Raw genomic sequence first — 23,464 nt, forward strand, 5'->3', positions numbered from 1 at the left:
GGAAGAGAGAGAATCCGGAAAGGTGCGGAATCGCCGTGTTCACATGGCGAACGAGCGGACCTTCCTTGCGTGGATAAGGACGAGCATCGCGATTATGGCCTTCGGTTTTGTCGTCGAGAGGTTCGCCCTGTTTGTGAGGCAGATGGCCTATATTTTGGGGAAGGCGACTTCAGGCGCTGCGGAGGTCGAGCCCGGCGCCCATGGATATTCGTCAATCCTGGGGATATTCCTTGTCGGACTCGGCGCATTGATGGGAGTTCTCTCGTTTGTAAGATACAAGAAGATCGAACGACAGATTGATGAAGACAGGTACCAGCCGTCACTCATCCTCGATACCCTGTTGGCCATATCGGTACTCGTAATCGCGGTCTTCCTCATAATATACATCGTCCATAGTATCTAAGTATCTAACCGAGATCCATCCGTCTTCTTTTTCGGAGTCGACATCCGCTTCTCGGCAAGAGAGTGGCCGTCTGTGGGTATTTCAACGGCGTTGCCCTAAAATCACTTCTTCAGATCAAGTGCTTGCGGTCCGAACCGGCCAATATCCCCGACTCTTGCCTGCAGATCATAAGCCGGTCCGCAAAGTTTAGGAATTATCTGGGTTAGTCTCCAGGCATTAGCTGATTGGCCTTGAGAGGCCTGTAGGTTCTTGACGAGGCGACGCAGGAGGTGCTATAGTGTTATCAATAAAGAAATCGTAACACTATGGGCGTCATCAGATTTGGGATATCACTCGAAAACCCCCTCCTTGAGAGGTTTGACGACCTCATTGAGAAAAAGGGTTATGCAAGCCGGAGCGAGGCCATCAGGGACCTCATCAGGGATAGTCTCGTCACGGAGGAATGGGAGTCCTTTGCCACAGAGACGGTCGGGACAATCACCCTCGTCTATTCCCATGACACAAGGGAATTAACCGATACCCTTACGGACCTCCAACATCATTTCCATAACGCCATCATCTCTTCCATGCACATTCATCTTGACGAACACAACTGCCTTGAGGTGATTGTCGTGAAAGGCAAGGCAAAGGATATCAAGACGATAGGAGACAGACTGATAGGGACAAGGGGAGTGAAGCACGGCAAACTGACCGTGACGACAACCGGAAAACACCTGAAGTAATTTTTTTTGGTTTCATGGTAACACCAATTGAATAAAGGTAACACTAATTAAAAGGAGGATTCGGGTTATGCGTTTGGGTCATCGCACAGTGACTGTTCCATATTATGTCGGGCTGGTTGCACTACTCATGAGCTTTTTTTTTGTCTCCTTTGCCTTCGCCGGAGGGATACAGACACTGGACGTAGTGGAGGTAACGGACTCCACGGAAAATCTTGTCGGAACCGCAGACTCGGCAAATGAGGGGACCGTTCCGCGGGAGCAGATTGAGGCCCGCCCGGTGTACCGGATAGGGGAGCTGATGGAGGTGACCCCGGGGCTGATCGTCTCTCAGCACAGCGGCGAGGCAAAGGCAAACCAATACTACCTCCGGGGAATGAACCTCGACCACGGTACGGATTTAAGGATCACCGTTGACGGCATGGTGGTCAACGAGCGCACTCACGGGCATGGGCAGGGGTATGCCGATCTGAATTTCATGATACCGGAACTCATCAGCAGCCTGCAGTACAGAAAGGGGCCGTACTATGCCGCTTACGGAGACTTTGCCTCTGCCGGCGCCGTAGACATCAACTACGTAAACTCCCTGCCTAAGGGGATCGCAAGCGGAACCGTGGGGCAGGATAACTACCAGAGGGCCCTCCTTGCCGATGCATTCAAAGTCGGACCCGGAAATCTGCTCTTTGCTCTGGAAGCCGTCCACAGTGACGGTCCCTGGGATAATCATGAAGACCTGAGAAAGTATAACGGAGTGCTGCGCTATAGCGTTAGGGACGAACAGAACGGCTTCAACATTACCGCTATGGCATACAACGGAAAGGATAACGCGACCAATCAGGTTGCAGAACGCGCCGTGGGTGAAGGACTGATTTCACGCTTCGGTACCCTGAACCCCACCGATTATGTGGATGCGACCCGGTACAGTCTCTCCGGCGCATGGCAGCGCACCGTGGGTAATTCCATCACCAAAGTCAATGCATATACGATCGTCAATCATCTTGCCCTGTTTTCCGATTTTACCTATTTTCTCAACGACCCTGTCAACGGCGACCAGTTCGAGCAGTCCGACAGGCGTGTCACAAACGCAGTGAATGCCAGCCAGACCTGGCTCTCCACCTGGGCTGGGCGTCAGATGGAAAATACCATCGGCCTTCAGTTACAAAACGACAATATCTTTGTCGGCCTCGACAATACCAAAGACCGGCAGGTCCTTTCGGTGGTACGGTTTGACCACGTTGTTGAGAACAGCGCGGGACTGTATTTCGAGAACAGCCTCCAGTGGTTTGAAAAATTTCGCACGGTGGCGGGAATACGGGGCGACTTCTACCACTTTAAAGTTGCCAGCGACAACCCCGCAAACTCAGGGACAAAGAATGATAGCATCGCAAGCCCGAAGCTGAACATGATATTCGGGCCCTGGGTCAAGACCGAGTTCTTCATCAATCTGGGCGAAGGGTTCCACAGCAATGATGCCCGGGGTACCACGATAACAGTAGTGCCGGGGACAGGAGTCGACGCGAACCTTCCCGCGCAAAAGGTTACGCCCCTGGTGCGCTCAAAAGGATATGAAACAGGGGCGCGCACCGCGATCATCCCGGGACTTCAGAGCTCTTTAACCTTCTTCGTTTTGAAATTCGACTCGGAGTTGGTATTTGCCGGAGATGCAGGCACCACAGAGGCGGGCAGGCCCAGCCGCAGGCGGGGTTTTGAATTCGCGAATTACTACAAACCAACCCCCTGGCTCACCATAGATGCCGATTTCGCTTACACGTGGGCTCGCTTTACGGAGCCGGACCCCGATCCTTCCGTGCATGGTGACCATATCCCCGGTGCACCGGAAGGAGTGGGCTCGTTCAGCGCAACCGTAGACAATCTCGGACCCTGGTTCGGCAGTTTGCAGTTGCGCTATCTCGGACCCCGCCCGCTCATCGAGGACAACAGCGTGCGCTCAGGTAGTTCCACGACGCTGAACGGCAGAATAGGCTATAAATTCACCAAAAACCTGATGGCCTATCTTGAAGGGTTCAATATCCTCGACGCCAAGGTCAGCAACATTGATTACTATTATACCTCCAGATTGCCTGGAGAGCCTGCTGAAGGGGTGGCCGATATCCATTTCAAGCCGATGGAGCCGCGCACCTTCCGGATAAGTGTAATATATAATTTTTAGAGAAGGCGAAAAACGTAAAAGGAGTTTGGTCATGGAAGAGCTGTATAATTCATTCAAGGCGCTGCAATTCGGCGGTGTGACGATATATCCACTCCTGCTTTTGGGTGTGATGGCGCTGGTCATCATCCTCGACAAGGCATTTGTATACTGGCGGTATGTCAGGCTCTCGGCCTCCCTGCTGAAGCTGCTTGAAAAATACCGGTTTGCCTGGTCCGACCTTGAGCAGCAGATGGCAGTCCTTGTCCCGGGAAATTACTTCGGTCGCTTCTTTCAAGCAATACTCGATAACCGAGCAAATCCGGCATGGTGGGTTGAGTCCCGTGCAGCGGATGAAGCCCTCCTGATAGAAAAGGCTCTGAACAGGGGACTGTGGGTATTGGAAACTATTGTAACAGCCGCACCCTTACTCGGGCTGGTAGGGACTATCATCGGCATGATGGGCTCATTCAGGTTGATCGGTGGAAGCGGGTTGGTAAACCCGACGGGAATAACCGCCGGAGTGGCCCAAGCCCTGATTGCAACGACGCTCGGCCTTATCATCGCACTTATTGCGCTGTTTGCATTCAACTTCTTTTCATATCTGCAGTCCAGGACCATGGACGAGATGGAACGCCTCGGCACACGCCTGGTGGACCACATACGGATGGACCAGGAAAAGAACGGGACTGCAGCATGAAGATACGCAGGTCCCGGCGGTCCAGGCGCGGCCGGATAGAAATTATTCCCATGATCGACGTGATGTTCTTTCTCCTGGCGACCTTTATGCTCGCATCACTCTCACTTCAGAATCTCCATTCCCTGCCGGTGAACCTGCCCCAGGGCAAGGCGGCGCCGATCCGGGCCAGGGGTCCCGTCACTCTCACCATCACCAAAGATGGGGCAATTCTGCTGGACAGCACCCCTGTGAGTCTGGAGAGCCTATCCGGAACCCTGAAGTCGATGCTCAGGAGCCCGAATGACCACATCATTGTTGCCGCAGACAGCAAGGCATCTCACGGCGTCGTTGCCCAGGCCATGCTGCGTGCCAGGGCAGCCGGGGCAGAGCATTTCATTATCGCCGTAAAATATAATGAGTAACAATCCTCCGGCATCACAACTTCTTGACATTGATAACCCCTGGCGTCGCCTTCCATGTGTCATGCCGGCGGCCCTTCTCATCTGGGTGGGACTGCTCTGGGGATTCGGCTTCATAACAGGGCGAATGACGGAGCACGTTGAGCCGCCAAACAGCATAGACGCACAGATTATCGAGATGAAAATGCCGGAAAAACGTATTGTTGTTCCTGTGCAGCCGGTGAGAAAGGCTGTGTCCAGAACGGCTCCGTCCCAAATACCGGCCCCAATGCGACAACCCGTAACTCTGGGAGACACCCAGTCGAAGCCTGCAGAAAAGCCTGTCATGCAGCCGGCGCTTCCCTCAACTCCTGCCGTTTCACTTCCTGAAACAAATCTGCCTGCCGGCAATCAACCGTCATCAGTGCTCATTCCGCCACGAGGCACGTCAGAACGCGGTATGCTGCCCAAGGGTACGACAGGTGAGTCTATCTCCCCTCCACAATTTGGCGCCGCGTATTTGAATAATCCAAAACCTCTTTATCCCGCTTCTGCGAGACGAATGGGAATGGAAGGGACTGTTATGCTAAAAGTCTTGGTAAGTCGAGATGGAGGTGCGGTCAAAATTGAGATAGCTCAGTCTTCCGGGCACGAAATTCTGGATAAGGCGGCTGCTGAAGCAGTGAAAAACTGGCGTTTTGTACCGGCACGACAGGGAGATTCTCCGCTGGAGGAGTGGGTACAGGTGCCTGTGGCATTTCGTTTGAAAAAATGATTACTGTGGTAACATGGGGATGTAAATGCATATACCTGATGGTTACCTGAGTCCTCAAACATATGTGCCTCTTTATGGAGCATCTTTTGTATTCTGGTCAGTTGCTCTCAAGAAGATAAAGAAAGAGCTTTCTGCAAAGCATGTTCCCTATCTCGCGATGGCGGCGGCCTTCTCTTTTCTTATCATGATGTTCAACGTGCCGATCCCAGGCGGGACCACAGGCCATGCTGTCGGCGGCGGAATCATCGCCATCCTTTTGGGTCCGTGGACAGCAGTGATCGCCGTATCCGTCAGCCTGATAGTTCAGGCTATTGTATTCGGGGACGGGGGGATAACGGCTATCGGCGCTAACTGTTTCAATATGGCAGTGACAATGCCCTTTGTATCTTATTGGGTTTTCAAACTCATAAGAGGAAATGCCGTCACCGGCGCAAGGCTCAATATCGCAGCCTTTCTATCCGGCTATGTCGGGCTTTCTGTGGCAGCAATAATTACAGCGATCGAATTCGGGATTCAACCCATGATCGCAAGCGGGCCTGACGGAAGACCGCTCTATGCGCCTTACCCGCTGTCGGTGGCTCTCCCGGCAATGGCATTGGAACATATGTTGTTATTCAGCGTCGTTGAGGGTGTCGTTACTGTTTTATTATTCAAATATTTCGCTAAGCATGAGCCCGATCTGATATATGCGTTAACTGAGAAGGAGGCATGAGATGACACAATCACAGAAGAAACTCTGGATAGGTCTTTTCATTATGGCGCTTCTTACGCCTATAGGGGTCATCCTGCCTGAAAAATTCAAGGCCGGCGGCGCCTGGGGCGAGTGGGGGCCGGGGGAGCTCGAAAAACTTCTCGGTTACGCGCCTGAAGGATTAAAGAGATTGGCCGACCTCTGGAAAGCGCCTCTCCCCGATTACAACTTCGGCGGAGAAGGCGCTTCCATGACCGTTCAGGTGATTTCTTACATAGCGTCAGGTCTTATTGGAATACTGGTGGTGGGTCTTGTGATATATGTAATTTCGCGGGTAATTGCAAAAGATGAAAAGTAAGATACCTTCATTTCTTTTGGAGAGGCCCTCCTCTGGTTCCTTCACGCCAGGTGAGGGGAGCCTTAAAATCCCTTTTATTGAGAGGGGCATACACCATCTGGCGGATGTCATCAAGACCGGATACATCCAGTGGGAAACTGCCTCAAAGGACAACTTCTTTCAGAGGATCGATCCCCGGATAAAAGTCCTCTTCCTTCTTTATTTCATAATTATCGTAAGTCTGAAAAAGGACATTCTTCCGGAAGTTTTGACAGGTGTCTTTATTTTCATTCTCATGCTGATTTCCCGGCTGAATATCTTGAGCCTCTACAAACGGGTTTTCTTCATCGGCTTCTTTTTTGGTTTTCTCGTTGCGCTTCCCTCTTCATGCAATGTCATCACAAGGGGTGAGCTGATTCTTCCGATAATTCACCTGTCAAGACCTTATGATTTTTGGGTCTACCGGATACCACAGGAAATTGGTTTCACAAGAGAAGGACTTTACGGTCTCATAATGCTTACCTTTCGGGTCATGAACTCGTTGGCGCTCTCTTTCTTTGTGATATATACAACTCCCTTCCCCGAGATAATGAAAGCCCTCAAGGTCCTGAAAGTGCCCGACGCCTTTATCATGATAATAACGCTTTCCTACAAGTACATGTTCATATTTGCAAAGACGGTTGAAGACATGCACCTTGCAAAGAAAAGCAGATTGGCCGGGCATACGAGCGATAAAGAGGCCCGGCAATGGATAGCAGGAAGAATCGCCTTCATGTTCAAGAAGACCCGGAAAAGGTGCGAAGAGATCTTCGACGCCATGTTGAGCAGGGGCTTTTCTGAAGACATTAAAATATATGGTGTGAGAAAGTTTTTTCCGCGTGACTGGTATGCTGGCGCAGTCCTCTTCCTGGCCGGTATCCTGTTTTTGTGGATGTGAGGTTATTATGGAAGATATCATAAGTCTAAGAGAGATAAGCTACAGTTATTATGGCAAGATCCCCGCTGTCTGTGACATAAGCCTTGGCATCAAAGAGGGAGAGAGATTTGCCATTATCGGAGCCAACGGGAGCGGCAAGTCTACTCTCCTGCAGATCATGAACGGACTGATACGGCAATCTGAGGGGAGTTATTTTTTCAGAGGGAATGAGATAACACCGCAGACCTTAAGGGACAAGGGCTTTCTGCGGTTCTTTCGAGGGTGTGTCGGCTATGTGTTCCAGGACTCGGATGTTCAACTCTTCTGCCCCACCGTCCTCGATGAGCTCCTCTACGGCCCTCTTCAATTGGCGATTGATGAAAAGAAGGCATTGGAGAGGGCGTTTGAGATCATGCAGATGCTGAATATAGAGAGCCTGAAAGACAGACCTTCCTACATGCTCTCAGGAGGCGAGAAGAAGCGGGTCGCCATTGGTTCGGTGCTGACCATGAACCCGGAAGTCTTGCTCCTCGATGAGCCAACAAATGGCCTTGACCCCAGAACTCAGTGTTTCCTCGTCGAGCTGCTCCTTGCCCTCCATGAGGCGGGCAAGACGATCGTGGTCGCGACGCATGACCTGTCCTTGGTTGATGAACTCCATGCGCGGGTTGCCGTCCTCTCGGAGGATCACCGAATCGTGGCAACAGGGAATGCCCACGATATCCTGAGGGACGACCAGCTGCTCCTGAATGTGAATCTTATCCATGAGCATATCCATTTTCACGGGTCTTCTTCCCACAGCCACCTTCATTCTCACTATCTCTTCCACCGGCACCAGAATAGCGAATAATCCGTAACATCATCGCCTATTCACTCACGGTCAGCTGAAGAGCCTTCCCTGGTCTCTCCTCAGTTGAGCTATACACTCTTCGGGGAAAGAAAAGACATTCTTAAAAACCCTGTTCATGAGAAAGACCAACTGGCGGAATTTGTAAGCGTCATGGTGGGAGTCTCCCTTTTGTTCGGACATGCGCCAGCTCTCCTTGTCTGATATGCGAAGCTCTACCCCCAGCGTGTGCTGCTGGGTCTTCTTCCCGATGCGGTCTCTCTTCTCGTATATTGGTGTCCCCGGCACCATGATTTCATTCGTATCGGCGGTACGGTGAATCGGCAGGGAAAAATTTATTTTACACTGGAACTTTTTGTGACCCGCTGAAGAATGCCGGTTCTTTGCAGCATTCACGCTCAGCGCCTCAAAGAATTCCCTCGCATTGACGAGCAACGCTTCTTCACCTGGCATGTCGTTGCTCCCCTCGCTTTGAGCAAGACTGATCATGAGTCTCCGCACAGCCTCCCTCATGCTTTCCGGGTCATCGAAGAGTGTCTGCGTTATGGAATGTGAGGTGGTGTTTTCCTGGAGTATGACGCCCCGCTTCTGGAGGGCATGAAAGAGCTTGAGCGTGTCGTCCCTGCTCCTCAGGATGAAGGTGATCGCCAGGATATCCCTGATATCATAAGCCTCGCCTTCCAGGTCTTTCCCCAGTTTGGTGACCATACTTTCGGGGCTCTTCAACCTTGCCTTAATCTCCACAATGTCGACCTCGACGCCGTCGCCGCTATCGAAGCACAGACATCCCCTCTCCGTATCGAAGGTCATTGACTCTTTCAGTTTATGGAAGAACGTGGAGATTTTGACGAAGGCCCTCCTTGCGGACTCGCTTTCGGGGAGACGTCCCGGATTCTCCCAGTCGTAATGATAGAGGTCATGAAGGCTCATGTCCTCCATTTCGATGAAGGAGCCAAGCTGGGCATAATCGTCGATGTCCTGGCTGTCCTCTTCAATAGACTTGATCAGATGGGCCATCTTAAGGAGTGAGCAGGCTGCTTGTTGCCATGGGACGGGGACGTCCATGGTCTTCCTCCTATATCCACGAAAAACATGGGGATATTTTCTCGATGAGGCGAGGAGGAAGAGATGACGGGGGTCTTCATCGACGATCCGCCGGAACTCCCCACCCTTCAAGAGCGCTGCTACTTCTCCGATGACCTGGATGCAATGAAGGTAGAGGCCTTCGTTTTCGGAATGCAAGGCAGCGAGCCTTTCCAGCTGATTCTTAAAAAAGGGGAACATCGAATCGAAGAAATAGCTGTAAACCCGCTCAATATACTTTTGCGCCCTTTCTCTCTCACTCGCAAGCAATTCGTCATGATGAACGTCAAACCCTCGGTTGGCCATCATCTTTGACGCCTGGCACAGGGCTGCTTCATAATTCCAGGCGCGCAATAACAAAAAGGGGGTCATCTCGGCCCTGTCAAGGATAGAACCGAAAATTTCGTGATAGAGTTCCTGGTCTGATGATGTGTCATCCATCGATGATTCTCAGACATGTGCCATGACCGCCTCGTGACAATCCGGCAATCCTGTCCTTAACGAGAATTACTCTATAGCTTATCACAGATGCATCGACTCTGCTTCTCTGACCAGGGTCTTTATGATTTCCGGACAGGCATCCTGCCTGTCGGCACGCCTCACCCTCCTCGTGAGGCTCCCTGTGGCGCTAAACCCTTTCATCGACCGTTCTCCTGCCTTACAAGGGTGCCCCTCCTTCATGGATGGTAAATCATGGTACCATGGGTTCATTGAATTCTTTCGTTAGTGTATCTATAATAGAGAGTGCGGATATCCAAGAAATATCGATACAAAACCATTCTCTTGTCGGTTTTTCTCCTGTCCCTCTTGCCGAACATCGCAGCTTCTGCAGGTTCACTCACCGGTACCGGATGCTCTGTGAGCGTTCCCGGATATCTCTCTGATCTTGCCCTGGAGTATGAAAGAGAGACGGGCGTCAAGATCTTCGTTCTCGGCGGCGGCAGCGTGCGGGGTCTTGCCGACTTGCATGAGGGAAGGGTCGATTTCGCTGCGTCGTGCCAGTCAAAGTCTGCCGAGGATCCCGAGGACTTTGAATATATTCTCGCATCCTGGGATGCCCTAGTCTTCATCGTTCACAAATCGAACCAGGTGAGCTCGATATCACCGGCGCAGGTGAGAGACATCTATGAAGGCAGGATAGACAATTGGAAACGCCTTGGTGGTCCTGATCGGAGACTCATATCCATCATCTCGACCCCCAACGGCATGGGCGGCATTGGGGAAGCGCTCAGCAAGATGGTCCTGAACGGGAAGAGGCCGCTGCAGCAGAAGAATTCCTCTCTCCAGGCTTCTTCCGCTGCCATTTGGGAGCAGTTGGTCGAAGAGATGCCCGAGGGATTTGCGAGCACGGGTTTCGGCAGTGCGAGGAAGCGTAATGTGAAGATGCTGAAGGTGAACGGTGTCCTCCCTACGAAGGACAATATCATATCAGGTAAATATCCCTTCAGAAGGCCCCTTTACATCGTAATCAGAAAAGACGCTAAGCCCGAAGTCAGAAAATTCGCAGCATTTGTCACAAGCAGGAAAGGCCAGGCACTGATATCCTCGTACGGCATGCCGTCGCTGAATGATCTGAAGTGAGACTCTCCGTAACAACAAAAGTGACCGCCCTCGTTGCTGTTGCAGTCATTTCCATGAGCTCCGTAAGCACCTATCTCTACATATCGGCACAGAAAAGGGGCATCGAGAGGGAAGTCACGGCAAGGGGAATTGCTTTGTCAGAGGCCCTTTCGAGGTCAGTGAGTGAGGGGCTCGCAGAGGAAAATCTGAACCTCATAAGACAGGTTGAAGATATTGTCCATACAAAAGACGTAATTCTTACCCAGGTATTCTCGAGTTTATGGCTTGACGTAGCCTCTGTTCCTTTTGATCAACTGAACGTTCCCCCGGACCCCGCTGCTGTTGAGTATTTCAAAGCCCGCAAGGGAGGGCACAGCCCTTTTTCCAAGAGTGTGGGTTCCTCGATTGATATCTATAAGCCCGTATTTTTGGAGTCCCATGATACCGGGATTCCCGATCTTCTTATCGGCTACGTGCGGTTGAAGATCTCGACCAGGGAGATCAAGGAAACCATTGAAAAAGCGGTTGTGATGAACATGTTCGTTGCGGCCTTATTGACGGTTCTTGCGATTGTCGTCCTGAATTCGATTATCGGGAAATATGTCCTCGGACCTGTCCTGAACCTCCATAAGTCGATTTCGAAGCATAAAGGGGGTGAGTTTCCGGAAATGGTCCCGGTAGGTACGAGGGACGAAATAGGCGAGCTTTCTTCGGAATTTAACGAAATGAGCCGGGTCCTCAGGGAACGGGAGGAGCGGCTCAGTGAAGAAAAAGAACGTCTTGCGGTGACCCTCGGCAGTATCGGTGACGGCGTGATCGTCACCGATGGTGAAGGCATCATCACCCTCATGAATACCATGGCAGAACGCTTTACGGGATGGTCTTCGCAAGAGGCGATCGGCAGAAGGCTGTCGGAGGTTCTTTCCATTGTCGACAAGAGCAGCCGGGAACGGTGTGACGATCCCGTGAACAAAATCAAAGAACGGGGACTCATCACAGGACCTTCGAAAAATTCCGTTCTCATCAGAAAGGACGGATCCGAGATCATCATCGAGGAAAGCGGCGCTCCTATCAGGGACAGGGACGGAGAAATTGCGGGGACGGTTCTCGTGCTCCGCGATGTGACCGAGCGCAAGATGGCCGAGGATGCCCTCTATGCGTCAGAGAAGAAATTCAGGGACTTGCTCGAGACGATACACCTCGCGGCCGTGATCCTTGATTGCGATGGCATTATAATCTTCTGCAATGACTACCTCTTTCGTCTCACCGGCTGGTCAACGGATGAAGTGCTCACCAAGAACTGGTTTGACCTCTTTTTCCCTGAAGACGTGAGAGAATCTGAGAAAACAGTCTTCAGGGCGAACATTGAGCAAGGCGCCATGCTGCACCATGAGAACCAGATCCTCACGCGCGACGGCGCCTTCTTGCATATGGTTTGGGACGTTGCTGTTTTGTATGGCTCTGCGGGCAGGGCGACAGGGATTGCAGGCATCGGCATTGACGTTACGGAGCAGCGTAAGCTTGAGGAACAGCTGAGGCAGGCGCAGAAGATGGAGGCGATCGGCCACCTCGCCGGAGGGGTGGCACATGATTTCAACAATATCCTCACGGCCATCATCGGTTATGGGAGCCTCCTCCTCAACAAAATACCCGCGGATAACCCTTCCCGTGCCTATGTTGATCACATTCTCGCCGCATCTGAGAGGGCCGCCAATCTCACACAGAGTCTCCTTGCCTTCAGCAGGAAGCAGATCTTGAACCCGAAGCCCGTCAATGTGAACGACATCGTATTGGGCATGAAGAAGATATTAGAGAGGGTCATTGGCGAAGATATCGAGATTAAGGTCGGAACGGCGGATTACAACTTAATCGTAAAGGCCGATAAGAGCCAGATAGAGCAGGTGCTCATGAACCTTGCTACCAATGCGCGGGATGCAATGCCCCTGGGCGGAATCTTGACGCTCACTACCGAAGAAGTCGAGATAGACAACCGGTTTATTCAGATGCATCAGTACGGTGAGGCCGGCAGGTACGCCGTTATTTCGGTCGCCGATAACGGTGTGGGCATGGACGAAAAGACAAGGGGGAGCATCTTTGAACCCTTTTTCACGACGAAGGAGGTCGGTAAGGGAACCGGCCTGGGATTGGCGATGGTCTATGGGACGGTGAAGCAGCATAACGGTTTCATCAATGTTTACAGCGAACCTGGCGAGGGGACGAGATTTAACATATATTTGCCGCTGGCAGAGTCCGATCCGCAGATCGCAGGAAAGAAGGCATCAACTCCACTCTCCCTAGGTGACGAGACGATCCTTTTGGTCGAAGATGATGAAGCCGTCAGAAGGGTGACAAAGACCATGCTTGAGGAATCAGGGTACACCGTACTCGAGGCCGTTGACGGAGAAGAGGCTGTGAGACTCTTCGGGGAAAGAAAGGATGCCGTGCAGCTTGTTATTTCCGATATTATCATGCCGAGACAGAGCGGGAAGGATCTGCAGAAGGAATTGAAAAAGATTGATTCCGGGGTAAAAGTGCTCTTTATCAGCGGCTATGCTGCGGATATCCTTACGCAAAAGGGGATTGCTGACGAAGGAGTGTACTTTTTGTCGAAACCGTTGGTACCTCATATCCTTTCGAGAAAGGTGCGGGCGGTTCTCGATGCGTGATATCAGAGGCGCGTTCTCTTCCAATGGTGGTTCATGAAATGGTGCACCCTGAAAGACGCCTCATTGAGATGAATGGCTCATCCTGAGAAATTGGCAGGGTACCGTTCTCTGTGGTACAATGGTACCTCGGAGCGGTCAGGTATGTGCTTTATTCCCGCTCCTTTCTTCCGGGAGAAGACGGGAAGCGCGTCCTCTTGCGTTTTCCCGAGGAGCCTCTCGCTCAGAAAGATAACGAGATTTTTTGTTCCTTTTTCGGTCAGGAGAAACAGCAAAAACTATCTCAAAAAAGGGAGGAACTCAATGGGGAGGTATGAAGAGCTTTTCACGAGGAGCGTCCGGGATCCAGGAGCATTTTGGGGAGCGGCAGCAGAGGCCATCGACTGGTATAAGAAGTGGGACAACGTCCTTGATGACTCAAAGAGACCCTTTTACCGGTGGTTTACGGGCGGAGAGCTGAATACCTGCTACAATGCCCTTGACCGTCATGTCGAGAGGGGAAGGGCGGATCAGACCGCTCTCATCTACGACAGTCCTGTAACAGGACAGATTCAGAAATTCACCTATCGCGAACTGCTCGATCGGGTTTCCCGTTTTGCCGGGTCCCTTGCGGATCTGGGCGTCACTAAGGGAGACACAGTCATTATTTATATGCCAATGGTCCCCGAGGCGGCTGTTGCCATGCTCGCATGCGCACGCCTCGGAGCTGTGCACTCGGTCGTCTTCGGTGGGTTTGCTCCCCATGAGCTCGCCATACGCATTGACGACGCGAAACCGAAGATCATCATCTCTGCTTCCTGCGGCATCGAGGTGAAACGAGTCATAGAATACAAGCCCATGCTCGACAAGGCGATCGAGCTTGCCAATCACAAACGAGAGAAGTGTATCATCTTGCAGAGACCGCAGGCAAAGGCCGGGCTTGCCGCCGGAAAAGATTTGGACTGGGACGATCTCATGGCAAAGGCCAAACCGGCTGCCTGCGTGCCTGTCAAGGCCACCGATCCCCTCTATATCCTTTATACATCGGGAACAACGGGTGTTCCGAAGGGCATCGTCCGCGATAATGGCGGCCATGCCGTCGCGCTGCGGTGGAGTCTCGAACATATCTATGATACAAAGCCCGGCGAGGTCTACTGGGCGGCGTCTGATGTCGGTTGGGTCGTTGGTCATTCCTACATTGTGTACGGTCCTCTCATGACCGGCTGCACGACAGTGCTCTACGAAGGGAAACCTGTCGGGACACCCGATCCTGGAGCATTCTGGAGGGTGATTTCCGAGCATGGCGTGAAGACACTCTTTACAGCTCCCACAGCCTTTCGCGCGATAAAGAGAGACGACCCCCAGGGAGAGTACGTAAAGAAGTACGATCTCTCCTATTTCCGCTATCTCTTTCTTGCCGGAGAACGGCTTGACCCCGACACCTATCACTGGGCTCATAATCTGCTGAAAAAGCCCGTCATAGACCACTGGTGGCAGACCGAGACGGGATGGCCTATCACGGCAAACTGCATGGGCATAGAGCCCTTCCCTATCAAGCCCGGCTCCTCGACAAAGCCCGTTCCCGGATTCGATGTCAAGATCGTCAACAGCGAAGGCAAGGAGCTGGGACCGGACACGGAAGGCATTGTGGCTATTAAACTGCCTCTTCCCCCCGGAACCCTACCGACACTCTGGCAGGCGGATCAGAGGTTTCTACAGTCCTATTTAAGTATGTTCCCGAAATACTATTTCACTGGTGACGGAGGCTTTGTGGACGATGACGGGTATATCTTCATCATGGGGCGCGTGGACGATGTGATCAATGTGGCAGGTCACCGGCTCTCGACAGGAGAGATGGAGGAGATCATCGCCACCCATCCCGACGTTGCAGAGTGTGCGGTCATCGGCGCCCGTGATTCCCTGAAAGGTCAGGTCCCTATTGGCCTTGTTGTTATAAAGGCCGGCGTAAACCGGAACAGGGAGGAGATCAAGAATGAACTTGTTCAGTTGATCCGGGAGGAGATCGGGGCCATCGCCTCCTTCAAAGAGGCTGCTGTTGTCGCCAGATTGCCGAAAACGCGTTCCGGCAAGATATTGAGGGGTACAATGAGAAAGATCGCCGACGGTGAAGATTATAAGGTCCCCTCGACGATCGATGATCCTGCGATTCTCGGAGAGATAGAAGAGGCACTGAAGCAGATGGGGTATGGAAGAAGATAGGGCAGATCTCCGGCCATAACGCGGGAGTTCTTTTCATCAAACTATAGGGCATCTTGAAAAAAGGATTGGCATTAGGCGATATTGAGCTCATCTGGCTTAACGGCGGAACCTTTGAACTAGACGGTGGAGCGATGTTCGGGGTCGTGCCGAAGGTCCTGTGGTCGAAGAAATACCCCTCGAATGAAGAGAATTATATTCCTATGACCGCCTCACCGATCCTGGTAAAGACGCCCGGTCCCCTTATCATCATCGAATCGGGGCTGGGAAATAAGCTGACGGAAAAACAGAAGAAGATCTTCAGGGTGAGAGATGAATGGTCAGTCCCCGACGACCTGCGTTCCCTCGGGATCGGGAGGGAAGATATAGACGTTGTGGTCCTCACCCATTATGATTTTGACCACGCAGGCGGCGTTGTTATGACCGATGAGACGGGAACCCCGACCCTCACCTTTCCGCGGGCAAAGCATATTATCCAGAAAAAGGAATGGGAAGATGTATTGAACCCGAACAAGAGATCGGCGAACACGTACTGGCCGATAAACAATGAGCTCCTCAGAGAGAGCAGATATCTCGAACTCCTCGATGGCGACAGCGAGATTACCGAGGGAGTGAAGGCCATCTTCACCGGCGGCCATAACAGAGGGCATCAGATTGTGAGGATCGAATCGCAGGGTCAGATAGCTGTTCATTTAGGAGATCTCCTCCCTACCCATGCCCATGTGAATCCTCTCTGGATCATGGCCTACGATAACTTCCCTCTTGAATCGATCAGGCTGAAGGAAGATATCGAGAGGCAGTATATTTCAGAGGGAGCTTGGTTCACCTTTTACCATGATGCCTTTGCGCTGGCATGCAAGTTTGACGAAGATGGCAGGGTGACCGACAGAGTGACGTGACGACGTGACAACGGTGCTCTATCCTTCCATTTTTCATATCACTCGGCAGAATTTTCTTTCGTTGCGATTTTAACCTGATATCAGGTATAAAAGAGGGACGTTGGTTTTCCATCTCTGCGTTGCTGGTGGAACGGATATGGGAGATGTTCATTGAGGCGGCAAAGACATGCCGTTGGCGTGCCACGACAACAGGAGAGATGAGGGTGAAATCTCATCGACCTCCTGTTTTTCTGAGCGGAGGTTCTGACAAATGAAGTCCAGGGAGAAATTATCCTGTTTGATATTCAGCCGCGGCGTGAGCCGTAGAGAGTTTCTTGCCGCAGGACTGGTGACGACGGCTGCATGTCTTTTCCCCTATAAGGCCGTCGTTGAGGCTTCAAGAGCTGTTTCTCCTGAACGGGTGCTCTCCTTTTATAACACCCATACCGGCGAGAACCTGAAGACCGTTTATTGGAGCGACGGAACATATGTGCCGCAGGGACTGGCCGACGTCAACGCCATATTGCGGGACCACCGTACTGGAGAGGTGAAGGAGATCGACACCGATCTCCTGGATCTCCTTTTTAACCTCAAGGAGAAGATGGGAAGCGCTGGCCCCTTCCATATCATTTCCGGCTATCGTTCGCCGGAAACGAATGCATTTCTGAATATGATCAGTAAAGGAGTGGTAAAGAACAGCCTCCATATTCAGGGAAAGGCCATCGATATACGTCTTCCCGGGCGTGAACTGAAAACCCTGCAGCGCGCTGCTCTTGATCTGAGAAGAGGAGGGGTGGGGTATTACCCCGGCTCAGATTTTGTCCATGTGGATGTAGGAAGATTCCGCTTCTGGTAGGTCGGGAAGCGGAGATACGCTTCATATCTCCTTCTCTCTTCCCGAACCTGTAGTGATAGGTGCCGCTACCTGATCTGAAGGTTTCAGGGAGGAATGTTGTCCTTCCGGATACATTCATTCTTAAACACTGTGACACAGCGGTCATGATTCTCCTATTGTGCCATTGCATATCGCGGAATAATTACCGTCATTTTACGGGGTCGATGTGGTATTATAGTGAAAACCGTTATTACCATTGAGATCGAGGAGGGGTTTCCCCTGTCGGACATTGCACAATTTCAGCTTGCCAATGCTGCTCATCATGACAACCCTTTCGGTAAGATGGTCGGGCGAACCCCAGGATGCGAGGAGATAAGGTGCGGTCGAGAATTGCGGGTTTGATCTTTTTGGGTATCGTTCTTTTTGCCGGTTCTGCTCTGGCTCAGGACCCTCTCAACCGTTTGAAGGACGAGACACTGGCGTATTTCGCGCCAATGAAGGGGAAGATACTGTCTGTGAAAGGTTCCCTTATCACTTCCGATCTTGGAACAAAGTCAGGCATAAAGGCCGGAATGAGGTTCACCGTTCTGAGGGTGGGCGAGCCTTTTTTCCATCCCGTGACCAAGGAACCTTTGGGTAAGATGGAGGCGCTTGTCGGGTCTGCAGTAGTGAAGGATGCGGGGCCTGACAACTCCACATTGACCGTAATAACGGGTGACGTCAAGGCAGGAGATATCCTCCAGATTTCGGAGACGAAGGTGAGGGTCTTTTTTTATCAGGACAAGAGTGTTGAATGGGGTCTTGGAGAGCATTACTACCGTCTGTTGAAGGAAAGCAACAGGGTCGAGTTCATCGACACGGCCCTTGATTCCGGTGAAGATTCTGCGATACTGTCGGATGCGAAACAGAAGGGCGCTCAGATCGCCCTTATCCTCAGGGCTGATGAGTCGGGGGGCGACACTTTTGTCAGGCAGAGACTCTTCTGGGTTGACGATTCATCGAAGATCGCCGACAGCGCGGTGAAGGTCGACAAGACCTTCCAGAAAGAGGTGAGTCTCGCGGATAGCAGGTATGCCCCTTTTGCCTCAGCAGGCGATGCCATGCTCTTTTTCGATCTTCCCTTTAGCGGGAGGCTTGTCGCCTCGGGTGATGTGAACGGAGACGGGAAACTGGAGATGATCCTGACGAGCGGAAGATACGTACGGGTCTATGCGCCGGGTCAAAGCCTCCAGAACCTCTATGAGATAAAGGGGAATGCCTCTGACGACTTCCTCTGGATCGATACCCTCGATATCGACGGAGACGGCAAGGACGAGATTATTGTGACGTCCCTGCAGGGCGGCCGGGATATCGTCTCCTATGTCTATGGACTGAAAGACGCTGGGTTTGCCGTGCTCTGGAAGAGCAACCTCTTTCTCAGACGGCTGGACGATGGTCTCATCGCTCAGGAGTTTGAGAGGGGGGAAGGCTTTTCCGGCCCTGTTTACAGGATTATCTATGAGAAGGGGCAATTCAAGAAGGGCAGTCCCCTGAAACTCCCGAAGGGCGTGAACATCTACGATTTTGCCGTGATCGATGGTCCTGACGGCATGAAATATACCCTCGCCTATAACGAAAACGGCATGCTGAATCTTTACAACCCTGAGGGGTTAAAGGTCTGGAACAACAGTGAGCCTTCAACGGGGTTCGAGACGAGCTTTAAGAAAGAAGCCCCTACGATCATGGTGGACAGAGGTGTCTGGACGGTCAAAGACAGGCTGCTGTCCAGGAATAGAGAGGTTTTTGCCGTGAAGAGGGTGCCCCTCGCGAACGTGGCGCGGGGGCTGGGATACAAGAGTTCCCAGATAAAGTCGCTCTTCTGGACAGGACTTTCGATGGACGAAAGGGTGCTCGTTGACTCCATATCGGGGTCTGTTCTGGACTATGCAATTGCGGGGGACCTCCTCGTTGTGCTGAGCAAGCCGCTCTTCGGCATAAAGCCGATGAACATCCTGAAAGGCGAGAGTCCGATGGGGACGATGCTCTATGTCTACTCCCTGAAGGGAAGGTAGGAGGACATGTTATTATCCGGCAGAATTCCCGCACATATTGCCATTATCATGGATGGGAATGGGCGGTGGGCGGCAATGCGCGGTCTACCAAGAGTCGAGGGGCATAAACGCGGCGCGGAAAGGGCGAAGGAGATTATTACCGCTGCGAAGGAAATAGGGGTGGATACCCTTACGCTCTATGCCTTTTCGATCGAGAACTGGCAGCGGCCTGACGATGAAGTCTCGATGCTCATGAGACTCCTCGAGTTTTACATCAAGAAGGAATTCCATGAATTGATAAAGAAGGGAATGGTCTTCAGGACGATCGGCGAGATCTGGAGACTGCCGGAAAACATCCGGGGGCTTCTCGAAGATATGACGACGCGGTCTTCAGGGAACACCGGGATGAAACTCGTCCTCGCCCTGAGTTACGGGGGCAGGAACGAGATCATCCGCGCAGTACGGAAACTGGTGGATTCGAAGGCCAGATCCGAGGACATTACCGATAGCTCTTTTGAGTCCCTCCTCGATACATCAGGCCTTCCTGCCCCCGACCTCATCGTCAGGACGAGCGGAGAAAAACGGATCAGCAATTTCCTCCTCTGGCAGGCTGCCTATGCCGAGTTTTATTTTACGGACACCCTATGGCCTGATTTTACGAAGGATGAGTTCTTTCTTGCCCTCCACGATTACCAGCAGAGGGAGCGAAGGTTCGGGGCAGTTCCACTCAAGGTCGGCTTCTGAGATGCACGCAACCAGGCTGGTTGTAGCAGTCATCGTTCTGCCCCTTTTCTACCTCTATGTCATGAAACTCCATCAGATCTATTTTTTCGTTCTTATCCTTATTGTGGCTGCAGTCGCACAGGCGGAGTTTTACGCTATGTACCGGGTTCGAGGGCTGCTGAAGGCTTCAGGCCTGGTCGGAGGCCTTGTTCTGTTAGCGATCATGTACTTCTCGAGAACGGCTATGACCGATGGTATCATATCGGTCTTTCTCATCATTGCGGGCATGAGACTGATCGGGAAGCGGGACCCTTCGCAGTCCCTCCATGACATAGCTCCCGTCATCATAGCGCTCCTGTATATACCCTGTTCCCTTGGCTTCCAGCTATTGTTGCGAAGCGAAGGACCTGCATGGATCCTCTTCCTCTTCGGCTGTGTATGGGCATCCGACAGTCTTGCTTACTATGTCGGGAAGGGCATTGGAAAGAGGAAATTATACGTTGAGGTGAGTCCGAACAAGACTGTTGCCGGCGCCTTTGGCTCCCTTTCTGGAGGCGCCGCTGCAGGATGGCTTTTGAATCTCCTCCTTATTCAAACGATGGGTCACGCGGAATCGCTGATCGTCGGCCTTATTATCGGCGCGACCTCCATCGTCGGCGATCTTGTCGAGTCGATGTTCAAGCGTGATGCCGGGGTCAAGGATTCAAGCACCCTGATCCCCGGTCACGGAGGGGTCATCGACAAGATCGACGGCGTTCTTTTTGCGGGGCCTGTGCTCTACTGGGTCTCAAGGGTCTTTGGTTTCATAGCATGAAGAGAATCGCTATCCTCGGTTCAACGGGCTCCATAGGGAGGAGTGCCCTCGATATCATTTCCCGCCACAGAGACAGATTCGTTGTTGTAGGGCTTGCAGCAAGGAGTAATATAGCCCTCCTCGAAGAGCAGGTGAGGGTCTTCTCTCCTAAGGTAGTTGCCGTCGCCGATGAACGTGCGGCCCTAGAACTCACAAGGAGGCTCGGGACAAAAACTGAAATCTGTTCAGGAGAAGAGGGCATCAATGCGGTGGCGGCTTACAGTGAGTCCGATTTTGTCCTGTCCGCAATGGTCGGTTTCAGCGGTCTGGTCCCTACGGTCCTGGCTATCCGGGCAGGCAAGACTATAGGGCTCGCGAACAAGGAGGTCCTTGTCACCGCAGGGGACATCGTTATGGAGGAGGCGAAGGCTGCCGGGGTGCGGTTGCTCCCCGTTGACAGCGAACACAGCGCTATCTTCCAATGTATGGACGGACAGGACGCGAGGTATCTGAAGAGGATAATCCTTACGGCTTCCGGCGGACCCTTTGTCGGAAAGAAGTCGGAAGACCTGAAGGACGTCAGCCCCGAAGATGCTTTAAACCATCCCAACTGGAAGATGGGGAGGAAGATTACGATCGACTCTGCGACCCTCATGAACAAGGGACTTGAAGTGATCGAGGCTGCCCACCTTTTTGGTCTGACCGCTGAAAGGATCGATGTCCTGATACACCCGCAGAGCCTTGTCCATTCTCTTGTGGAATTCAACGACGGCAGCATGCTTGCGCAGATCTCCTTGCCCGACATGAGGGGACCGATTGCCTATGCCCTTTCCTATCCCGAGAGGCTGAGTGACACTGTTGCGACTCTCAGGCTGGATGAGATTGGGAAACTGACGTTTCAGACGCCCGACACCGGCAGTTTCCCCTGCCTCAGATACGCCTATGAAGCTTTGAAGGAGGGAGGGACGATGCCGGCGGTCCTGAATGCTGCCAATGAGGTCGTTGTGAATGCTTTCCTTGAAAAGAGGATCTCTTTTCATGATATCCCTGTTATAATTAACAAGACCATGGAATCCCATGAGGTTCAGGAGGCCATTGAACTTGATGCAGTTATTGAAGCGGACAGATGGGCACGGGCAAGGGCAGCCGAATATATCCATGCACCATGAAGTGTCCGGACTGCATCCTGCAGGCAGAGGTGTCCCTTTGCACGATCAAGGTTTCTTTTTGTATCAAAGGAATGGAGTGAAACAGCGATGACCTTTCTTTCCGCACTTATCTTGCTCGGCATCCTCATCTTTGTCCATGAACTCGGTCATTTTCTTTTTGCAAAGATGATGAATGTAAAGGTCCTCAAGTTTTCACTCGGTTTCGGACCGAAGATCCTTGGAAAGAGATACGGTGAGACAGAGTATCTGCTGTCATCCATACCGCTCGGGGGGTATGTGAAGATGGTCGGAGAAGATCAGCTTGAGGAGATCAATGAAGAGGACAGGGCCAGGGCCTTCAATTTTCAGCCTGTCTGGAAAAGACTTCTCATCGTCCTTTCCGGTCCTCTCTTTAATATACTTTTTGCGGCGATTGTTTTCATGTGTGTCTTCCTGACAGGGGTACCTTCACTCCTCCCCGAGGTCGGAGAAGTAATGCCTGACTCACCCGCAGCACGCTCAGGCATGACAAAGGGAGACGCCATTTTTGAGGTAGAGGGGATCCCGATTCATCGTTGGGATGAGATGACAGAAATCATCCATAAGAGTCCGGGAAAACCATTAGCCATAAAGATAAAGCGTGGCAGCGAGGTCATTGCCCTCAATGTTACGCCCGAACGGAAGGCCATGCCCAATCTCTTTGGTGAAAAGAAGGAGGTCGGTCTTATCGGCATAAAGCCTTCCGGGAACACCTTTACGGAGAAGGAGAGTATCGGAGGGGCCTTCGGACAGGCGGCAAAAAGGACCTGGGACATATCGGTCCTGACGGTGGTGTCGGTCGTAAAGATTATTCAGCGGATTATTCCTGCTGATACGATTGGCGGTCCTATTTTGATATTCCAGATGGCAGGTGAGCAGGCTTCCCAGGGTCCGATGAATTTCTTTGCCTTCATGGCCGTTATCAGTATCAACCTCGGCATAGCTAATCTTCTGCCCATTCCGATCCTCGACGGCGGGCATGTTCTTTTCCTCGGTATCGAGGTCATCAGGAGAAAACCTCTGAGCGAAAAGGTGGTGATGATCGCCCAGCGAGTCGGACTGACAATCCTTGTGGCGATCATGGTCCTTGCATTTTATAACGACATTATGAGACTTATCGCCGGAAAGACGATTCCCTGATGAGACCGGCCACGATAAAGAATCAGGAGTCCTCAGGCGGGGTAATCTTCAAGAGGTCTGACAATGAGATTGAGATAGCCCTTGTTGCCGTGAAGGGCGGTACGGTCTGGTGCCTTCCGAAGGGGATTGTGGAAAAAGGTGAAGAACCCGAACAGACTGCTGTAAGAGAAGTGCGTGAAGAGACCGGCCTTACGGGCAAGGCAGTGAAAAAGATCGGTGACATAACCTACTGGTATTACATCAAAGATGATAATACGAAATGCCGGAAGACGGTACACTTCTATCTGATGGAATATTTGAGCGGCAGCACCGCCGATCACAATTGGGAAGTCGATCTCGCCGAGTGGGTTCCCTTGGACAAGGCCCTGGAAAGGGTGAGTTACCGCGGTGACAGGGAGATCGTGGAGAAGGCCAGGGATCTGCTTTTGTCGGGCGGCAGGTAGCCGGGAGGAAGGAAATGCCTTG

General features: G+C 52.1%; 22 protein-coding genes. 21 read left to right on the plus strand and 1 reads right to left on the minus strand.

The genetic code is table 11. The annotated features are described in order from the left end of the window. The 10 genes from VFG09_11365 to VFG09_11410 form a co-directional block, all read left to right on the plus strand. Positions 1 to 403 (plus strand): DUF202 domain-containing protein (locus VFG09_11365; GenBank protein HET6515749.1); only part of this gene is annotated, 403 nt, incomplete at its 5' end. Between the two features lie 305 nt (positions 404 to 708). Continuing rightward, positions 709 to 1,125, plus strand: a complete 417-nt coding sequence (gene nikR / locus VFG09_11370; GenBank protein HET6515750.1) for a nickel-responsive transcriptional regulator NikR — start codon at positions 709 to 711, stop codon at positions 1,123 to 1,125. Between the two features lie 127 nt (positions 1,126 to 1,252). Continuing rightward, positions 1,253 to 3,292 (plus strand): TonB-dependent receptor, encoded by a 2,040-nt coding sequence (locus VFG09_11375; protein HET6515751.1) that lies wholly within the window; start codon positions 1,253 to 1,255, stop codon positions 3,290 to 3,292. Positions 3,293 to 3,323: 31 nt separating this feature from the next. Then, the gene (locus VFG09_11380) at positions 3,324 to 3,968 is read left to right on the plus strand and encodes a MotA/TolQ/ExbB proton channel family protein (GenBank protein ID HET6515752.1); all 645 of its coding nucleotides are present in this window, start codon (positions 3,324 to 3,326) and stop codon (positions 3,966 to 3,968) included. Beyond that, positions 3,965 to 4,369, plus strand: a complete 405-nt coding sequence (locus tag VFG09_11385) for a biopolymer transporter ExbD (GenBank protein ID HET6515753.1) — start codon at positions 3,965 to 3,967, stop codon at positions 4,367 to 4,369. Before VFG09_11380 ends, VFG09_11385 begins: the two co-directional genes overlap by 4 nt. Positions 4,370 to 4,493: 124 nt before the next feature. Continuing rightward, a complete protein-coding gene (locus VFG09_11390) occupies positions 4,494 to 5,120 on the plus strand; it encodes an energy transducer TonB (GenBank protein ID HET6515754.1) in 627 nt (208 codons plus the stop codon). A 25-nt stretch (positions 5,121 to 5,145) separates the two neighbouring features. Next, entirely contained in the window at positions 5,146 to 5,832 is a 687-nt protein-coding gene (gene cbiM / locus VFG09_11395; protein HET6515755.1) for a cobalt transporter CbiM, read from the plus strand. Position 5,833: 1 nt separating this feature from the next. Next, positions 5,834 to 6,169, plus strand: a complete 336-nt coding sequence (locus VFG09_11400; protein HET6515756.1) for a PDGLE domain-containing protein — start codon at positions 5,834 to 5,836, stop codon at positions 6,167 to 6,169. Then, entirely contained in the window at positions 6,159 to 7,085 is a 927-nt protein-coding gene (cbiQ, locus tag VFG09_11405) for a cobalt ECF transporter T component CbiQ (protein ID HET6515757.1), read from the plus strand. Before VFG09_11400 ends, cbiQ begins: the two co-directional genes overlap by 11 nt. 7 nt (positions 7,086 to 7,092) lie before the next feature. Then, positions 7,093 to 7,914, plus strand: a complete 822-nt coding sequence (locus tag VFG09_11410; protein ID HET6515758.1) for an ABC transporter ATP-binding protein — start codon at positions 7,093 to 7,095, stop codon at positions 7,912 to 7,914. Between the two features lie 30 nt (positions 7,915 to 7,944). Here the strand turns inward: VFG09_11410 and VFG09_11415 are convergent, their stop codons facing one another. Next, a complete protein-coding gene (locus VFG09_11415) occupies positions 7,945 to 9,435 on the minus strand; it encodes a hypothetical protein (protein ID HET6515759.1) in 1,491 nt (496 codons plus the stop codon). 303 nt (positions 9,436 to 9,738) lie between these two features. On the opposite strand from VFG09_11415, the gene VFG09_11420 reads away from it, so the two are divergent. The 11 genes from VFG09_11420 to VFG09_11470 all read left to right on the plus strand — a co-directional run bounded on the left by VFG09_11420 (position 9,739) and on the right by VFG09_11470 (position 23,442). Further along, entirely contained in the window at positions 9,739 to 10,575 is an 837-nt protein-coding gene (locus VFG09_11420; GenBank protein HET6515760.1) for a substrate-binding domain-containing protein, read from the plus strand. After that, entirely contained in the window at positions 10,572 to 13,220 is a 2,649-nt protein-coding gene (locus VFG09_11425; protein ID HET6515761.1) for a PAS domain S-box protein, read from the plus strand. Before VFG09_11420 ends, VFG09_11425 begins: the two co-directional genes overlap by 4 nt. A 141-nt stretch (positions 13,221 to 13,361) precedes the next feature. Next, positions 13,362 to 15,416: a propionyl-CoA synthetase gene (locus VFG09_11430; protein ID HET6515762.1), complete on the plus strand. Its 2,055-nt coding sequence runs from the start codon at positions 13,362 to 13,364 to the stop codon at positions 15,414 to 15,416. A gap of 53 nt (positions 15,417 to 15,469) precedes the next feature. Then, complete coding sequence (locus VFG09_11435; GenBank protein HET6515763.1) at positions 15,470 to 16,312, plus strand: MBL fold metallo-hydrolase; 843 nt, start codon at positions 15,470 to 15,472, stop codon at positions 16,310 to 16,312. A 250-nt stretch (positions 16,313 to 16,562) separates the two neighbouring features. Continuing rightward, positions 16,563 to 17,147: a DUF882 domain-containing protein gene (locus tag VFG09_11440; protein ID HET6515764.1), complete on the plus strand. Its 585-nt coding sequence runs from the start codon at positions 16,563 to 16,565 to the stop codon at positions 17,145 to 17,147. 356 nt (positions 17,148 to 17,503) lie between these two features. Then, entirely contained in the window at positions 17,504 to 19,177 is a 1,674-nt protein-coding gene (locus tag VFG09_11445) for a VCBS repeat-containing protein (protein HET6515765.1), read from the plus strand. Between the two features lie 6 nt (positions 19,178 to 19,183). Beyond that, positions 19,184 to 19,900 carry an isoprenyl transferase gene (locus VFG09_11450; protein ID HET6515766.1) on the plus strand — a complete coding sequence of 239 codons (717 nt, stop codon included), beginning with the start codon at positions 19,184 to 19,186 and terminating at the stop codon, positions 19,898 to 19,900. A gap of 1 nt (position 19,901) precedes the next feature. Beyond that, positions 19,902 to 20,693: a phosphatidate cytidylyltransferase gene (locus VFG09_11455; protein HET6515767.1), complete on the plus strand. Its 792-nt coding sequence runs from the start codon at positions 19,902 to 19,904 to the stop codon at positions 20,691 to 20,693. Beyond that, on the plus strand, positions 20,690 to 21,841 hold the full coding sequence (locus VFG09_11460) for a 1-deoxy-D-xylulose-5-phosphate reductoisomerase (protein HET6515768.1): 1,152 nt from the start codon (positions 20,690 to 20,692) through the stop codon (positions 21,839 to 21,841). The genes VFG09_11455 and VFG09_11460 overlap by 4 nt, the downstream gene beginning before the upstream one ends. Before the next feature lie 87 nt (positions 21,842 to 21,928). Continuing rightward, on the plus strand, positions 21,929 to 22,999 hold the full coding sequence (gene rseP, locus VFG09_11465; protein HET6515769.1) for an RIP metalloprotease RseP: 1,071 nt from the start codon (positions 21,929 to 21,931) through the stop codon (positions 22,997 to 22,999). Further along, positions 22,999 to 23,442 (plus strand): NUDIX hydrolase, encoded by a 444-nt coding sequence (locus tag VFG09_11470; protein HET6515770.1) that lies wholly within the window; start codon positions 22,999 to 23,001, stop codon positions 23,440 to 23,442. Before rseP ends, VFG09_11470 begins: the two co-directional genes overlap by 1 nt. Positions 23,443 to 23,464 lie beyond the last annotated feature (22 nt).

This window comes from Thermodesulfovibrionales bacterium (assembly GCA_035686305.1).
In the GTDB taxonomy this organism is placed as follows: Bacteria; Nitrospirota; Thermodesulfovibrionia; order Thermodesulfovibrionales; family UBA9159; genus DASRZP01.

Coding starts and splice junctions, on each gene's coding strand:
- VFG09_11415 (HET6515759.1), bottom strand. CDS start 9,435: ATGGATGACACATCATCAGACCAGGAACTCTATCACGAAATTTTCGGT.
- VFG09_11400 (HET6515756.1), top strand. CDS start 5,834: ATGACACAATCACAGAAGAAACTCTGGATAGGTCTTTTCATTATGGCG.
- cbiM (HET6515755.1), top strand. CDS start 5,146: ATGCATATACCTGATGGTTACCTGAGTCCTCAAACATATGTGCCTCTT.
- VFG09_11390 (HET6515754.1), top strand. CDS start 4,494: ATGACGGAGCACGTTGAGCCGCCAAACAGCATAGACGCACAGATTATC.
- VFG09_11455 (HET6515767.1), top strand. CDS start 19,902: ATGCACGCAACCAGGCTGGTTGTAGCAGTCATCGTTCTGCCCCTTTTC.
- VFG09_11460 (HET6515768.1), top strand. CDS start 20,690: ATGAAGAGAATCGCTATCCTCGGTTCAACGGGCTCCATAGGGAGGAGT.
- rseP (HET6515769.1), top strand. CDS start 21,929: ATGACCTTTCTTTCCGCACTTATCTTGCTCGGCATCCTCATCTTTGTC.
- VFG09_11385 (HET6515753.1), top strand. CDS start 3,965: ATGAAGATACGCAGGTCCCGGCGGTCCAGGCGCGGCCGGATAGAAATT.
- VFG09_11450 (HET6515766.1), top strand. CDS start 19,184: ATGTTATTATCCGGCAGAATTCCCGCACATATTGCCATTATCATGGAT.
- VFG09_11440 (HET6515764.1), top strand. CDS start 16,563: ATGAAGTCCAGGGAGAAATTATCCTGTTTGATATTCAGCCGCGGCGTG.
- cbiQ (HET6515757.1), top strand. CDS start 6,159: ATGAAAAGTAAGATACCTTCATTTCTTTTGGAGAGGCCCTCCTCTGGT.
- VFG09_11380 (HET6515752.1), top strand. CDS start 3,324: ATGGAAGAGCTGTATAATTCATTCAAGGCGCTGCAATTCGGCGGTGTG.
- nikR (HET6515750.1), top strand. CDS start 709: ATGGGCGTCATCAGATTTGGGATATCACTCGAAAACCCCCTCCTTGAG.
- VFG09_11375 (HET6515751.1), top strand. CDS start 1,253: ATGAGCTTTTTTTTTGTCTCCTTTGCCTTCGCCGGAGGGATACAGACA.
- VFG09_11430 (HET6515762.1), top strand. CDS start 13,362: ATGTGCTTTATTCCCGCTCCTTTCTTCCGGGAGAAGACGGGAAGCGCG.
- VFG09_11410 (HET6515758.1), top strand. CDS start 7,093: ATGGAAGATATCATAAGTCTAAGAGAGATAAGCTACAGTTATTATGGC.
- VFG09_11470 (HET6515770.1), top strand. CDS start 22,999: ATGAGACCGGCCACGATAAAGAATCAGGAGTCCTCAGGCGGGGTAATC.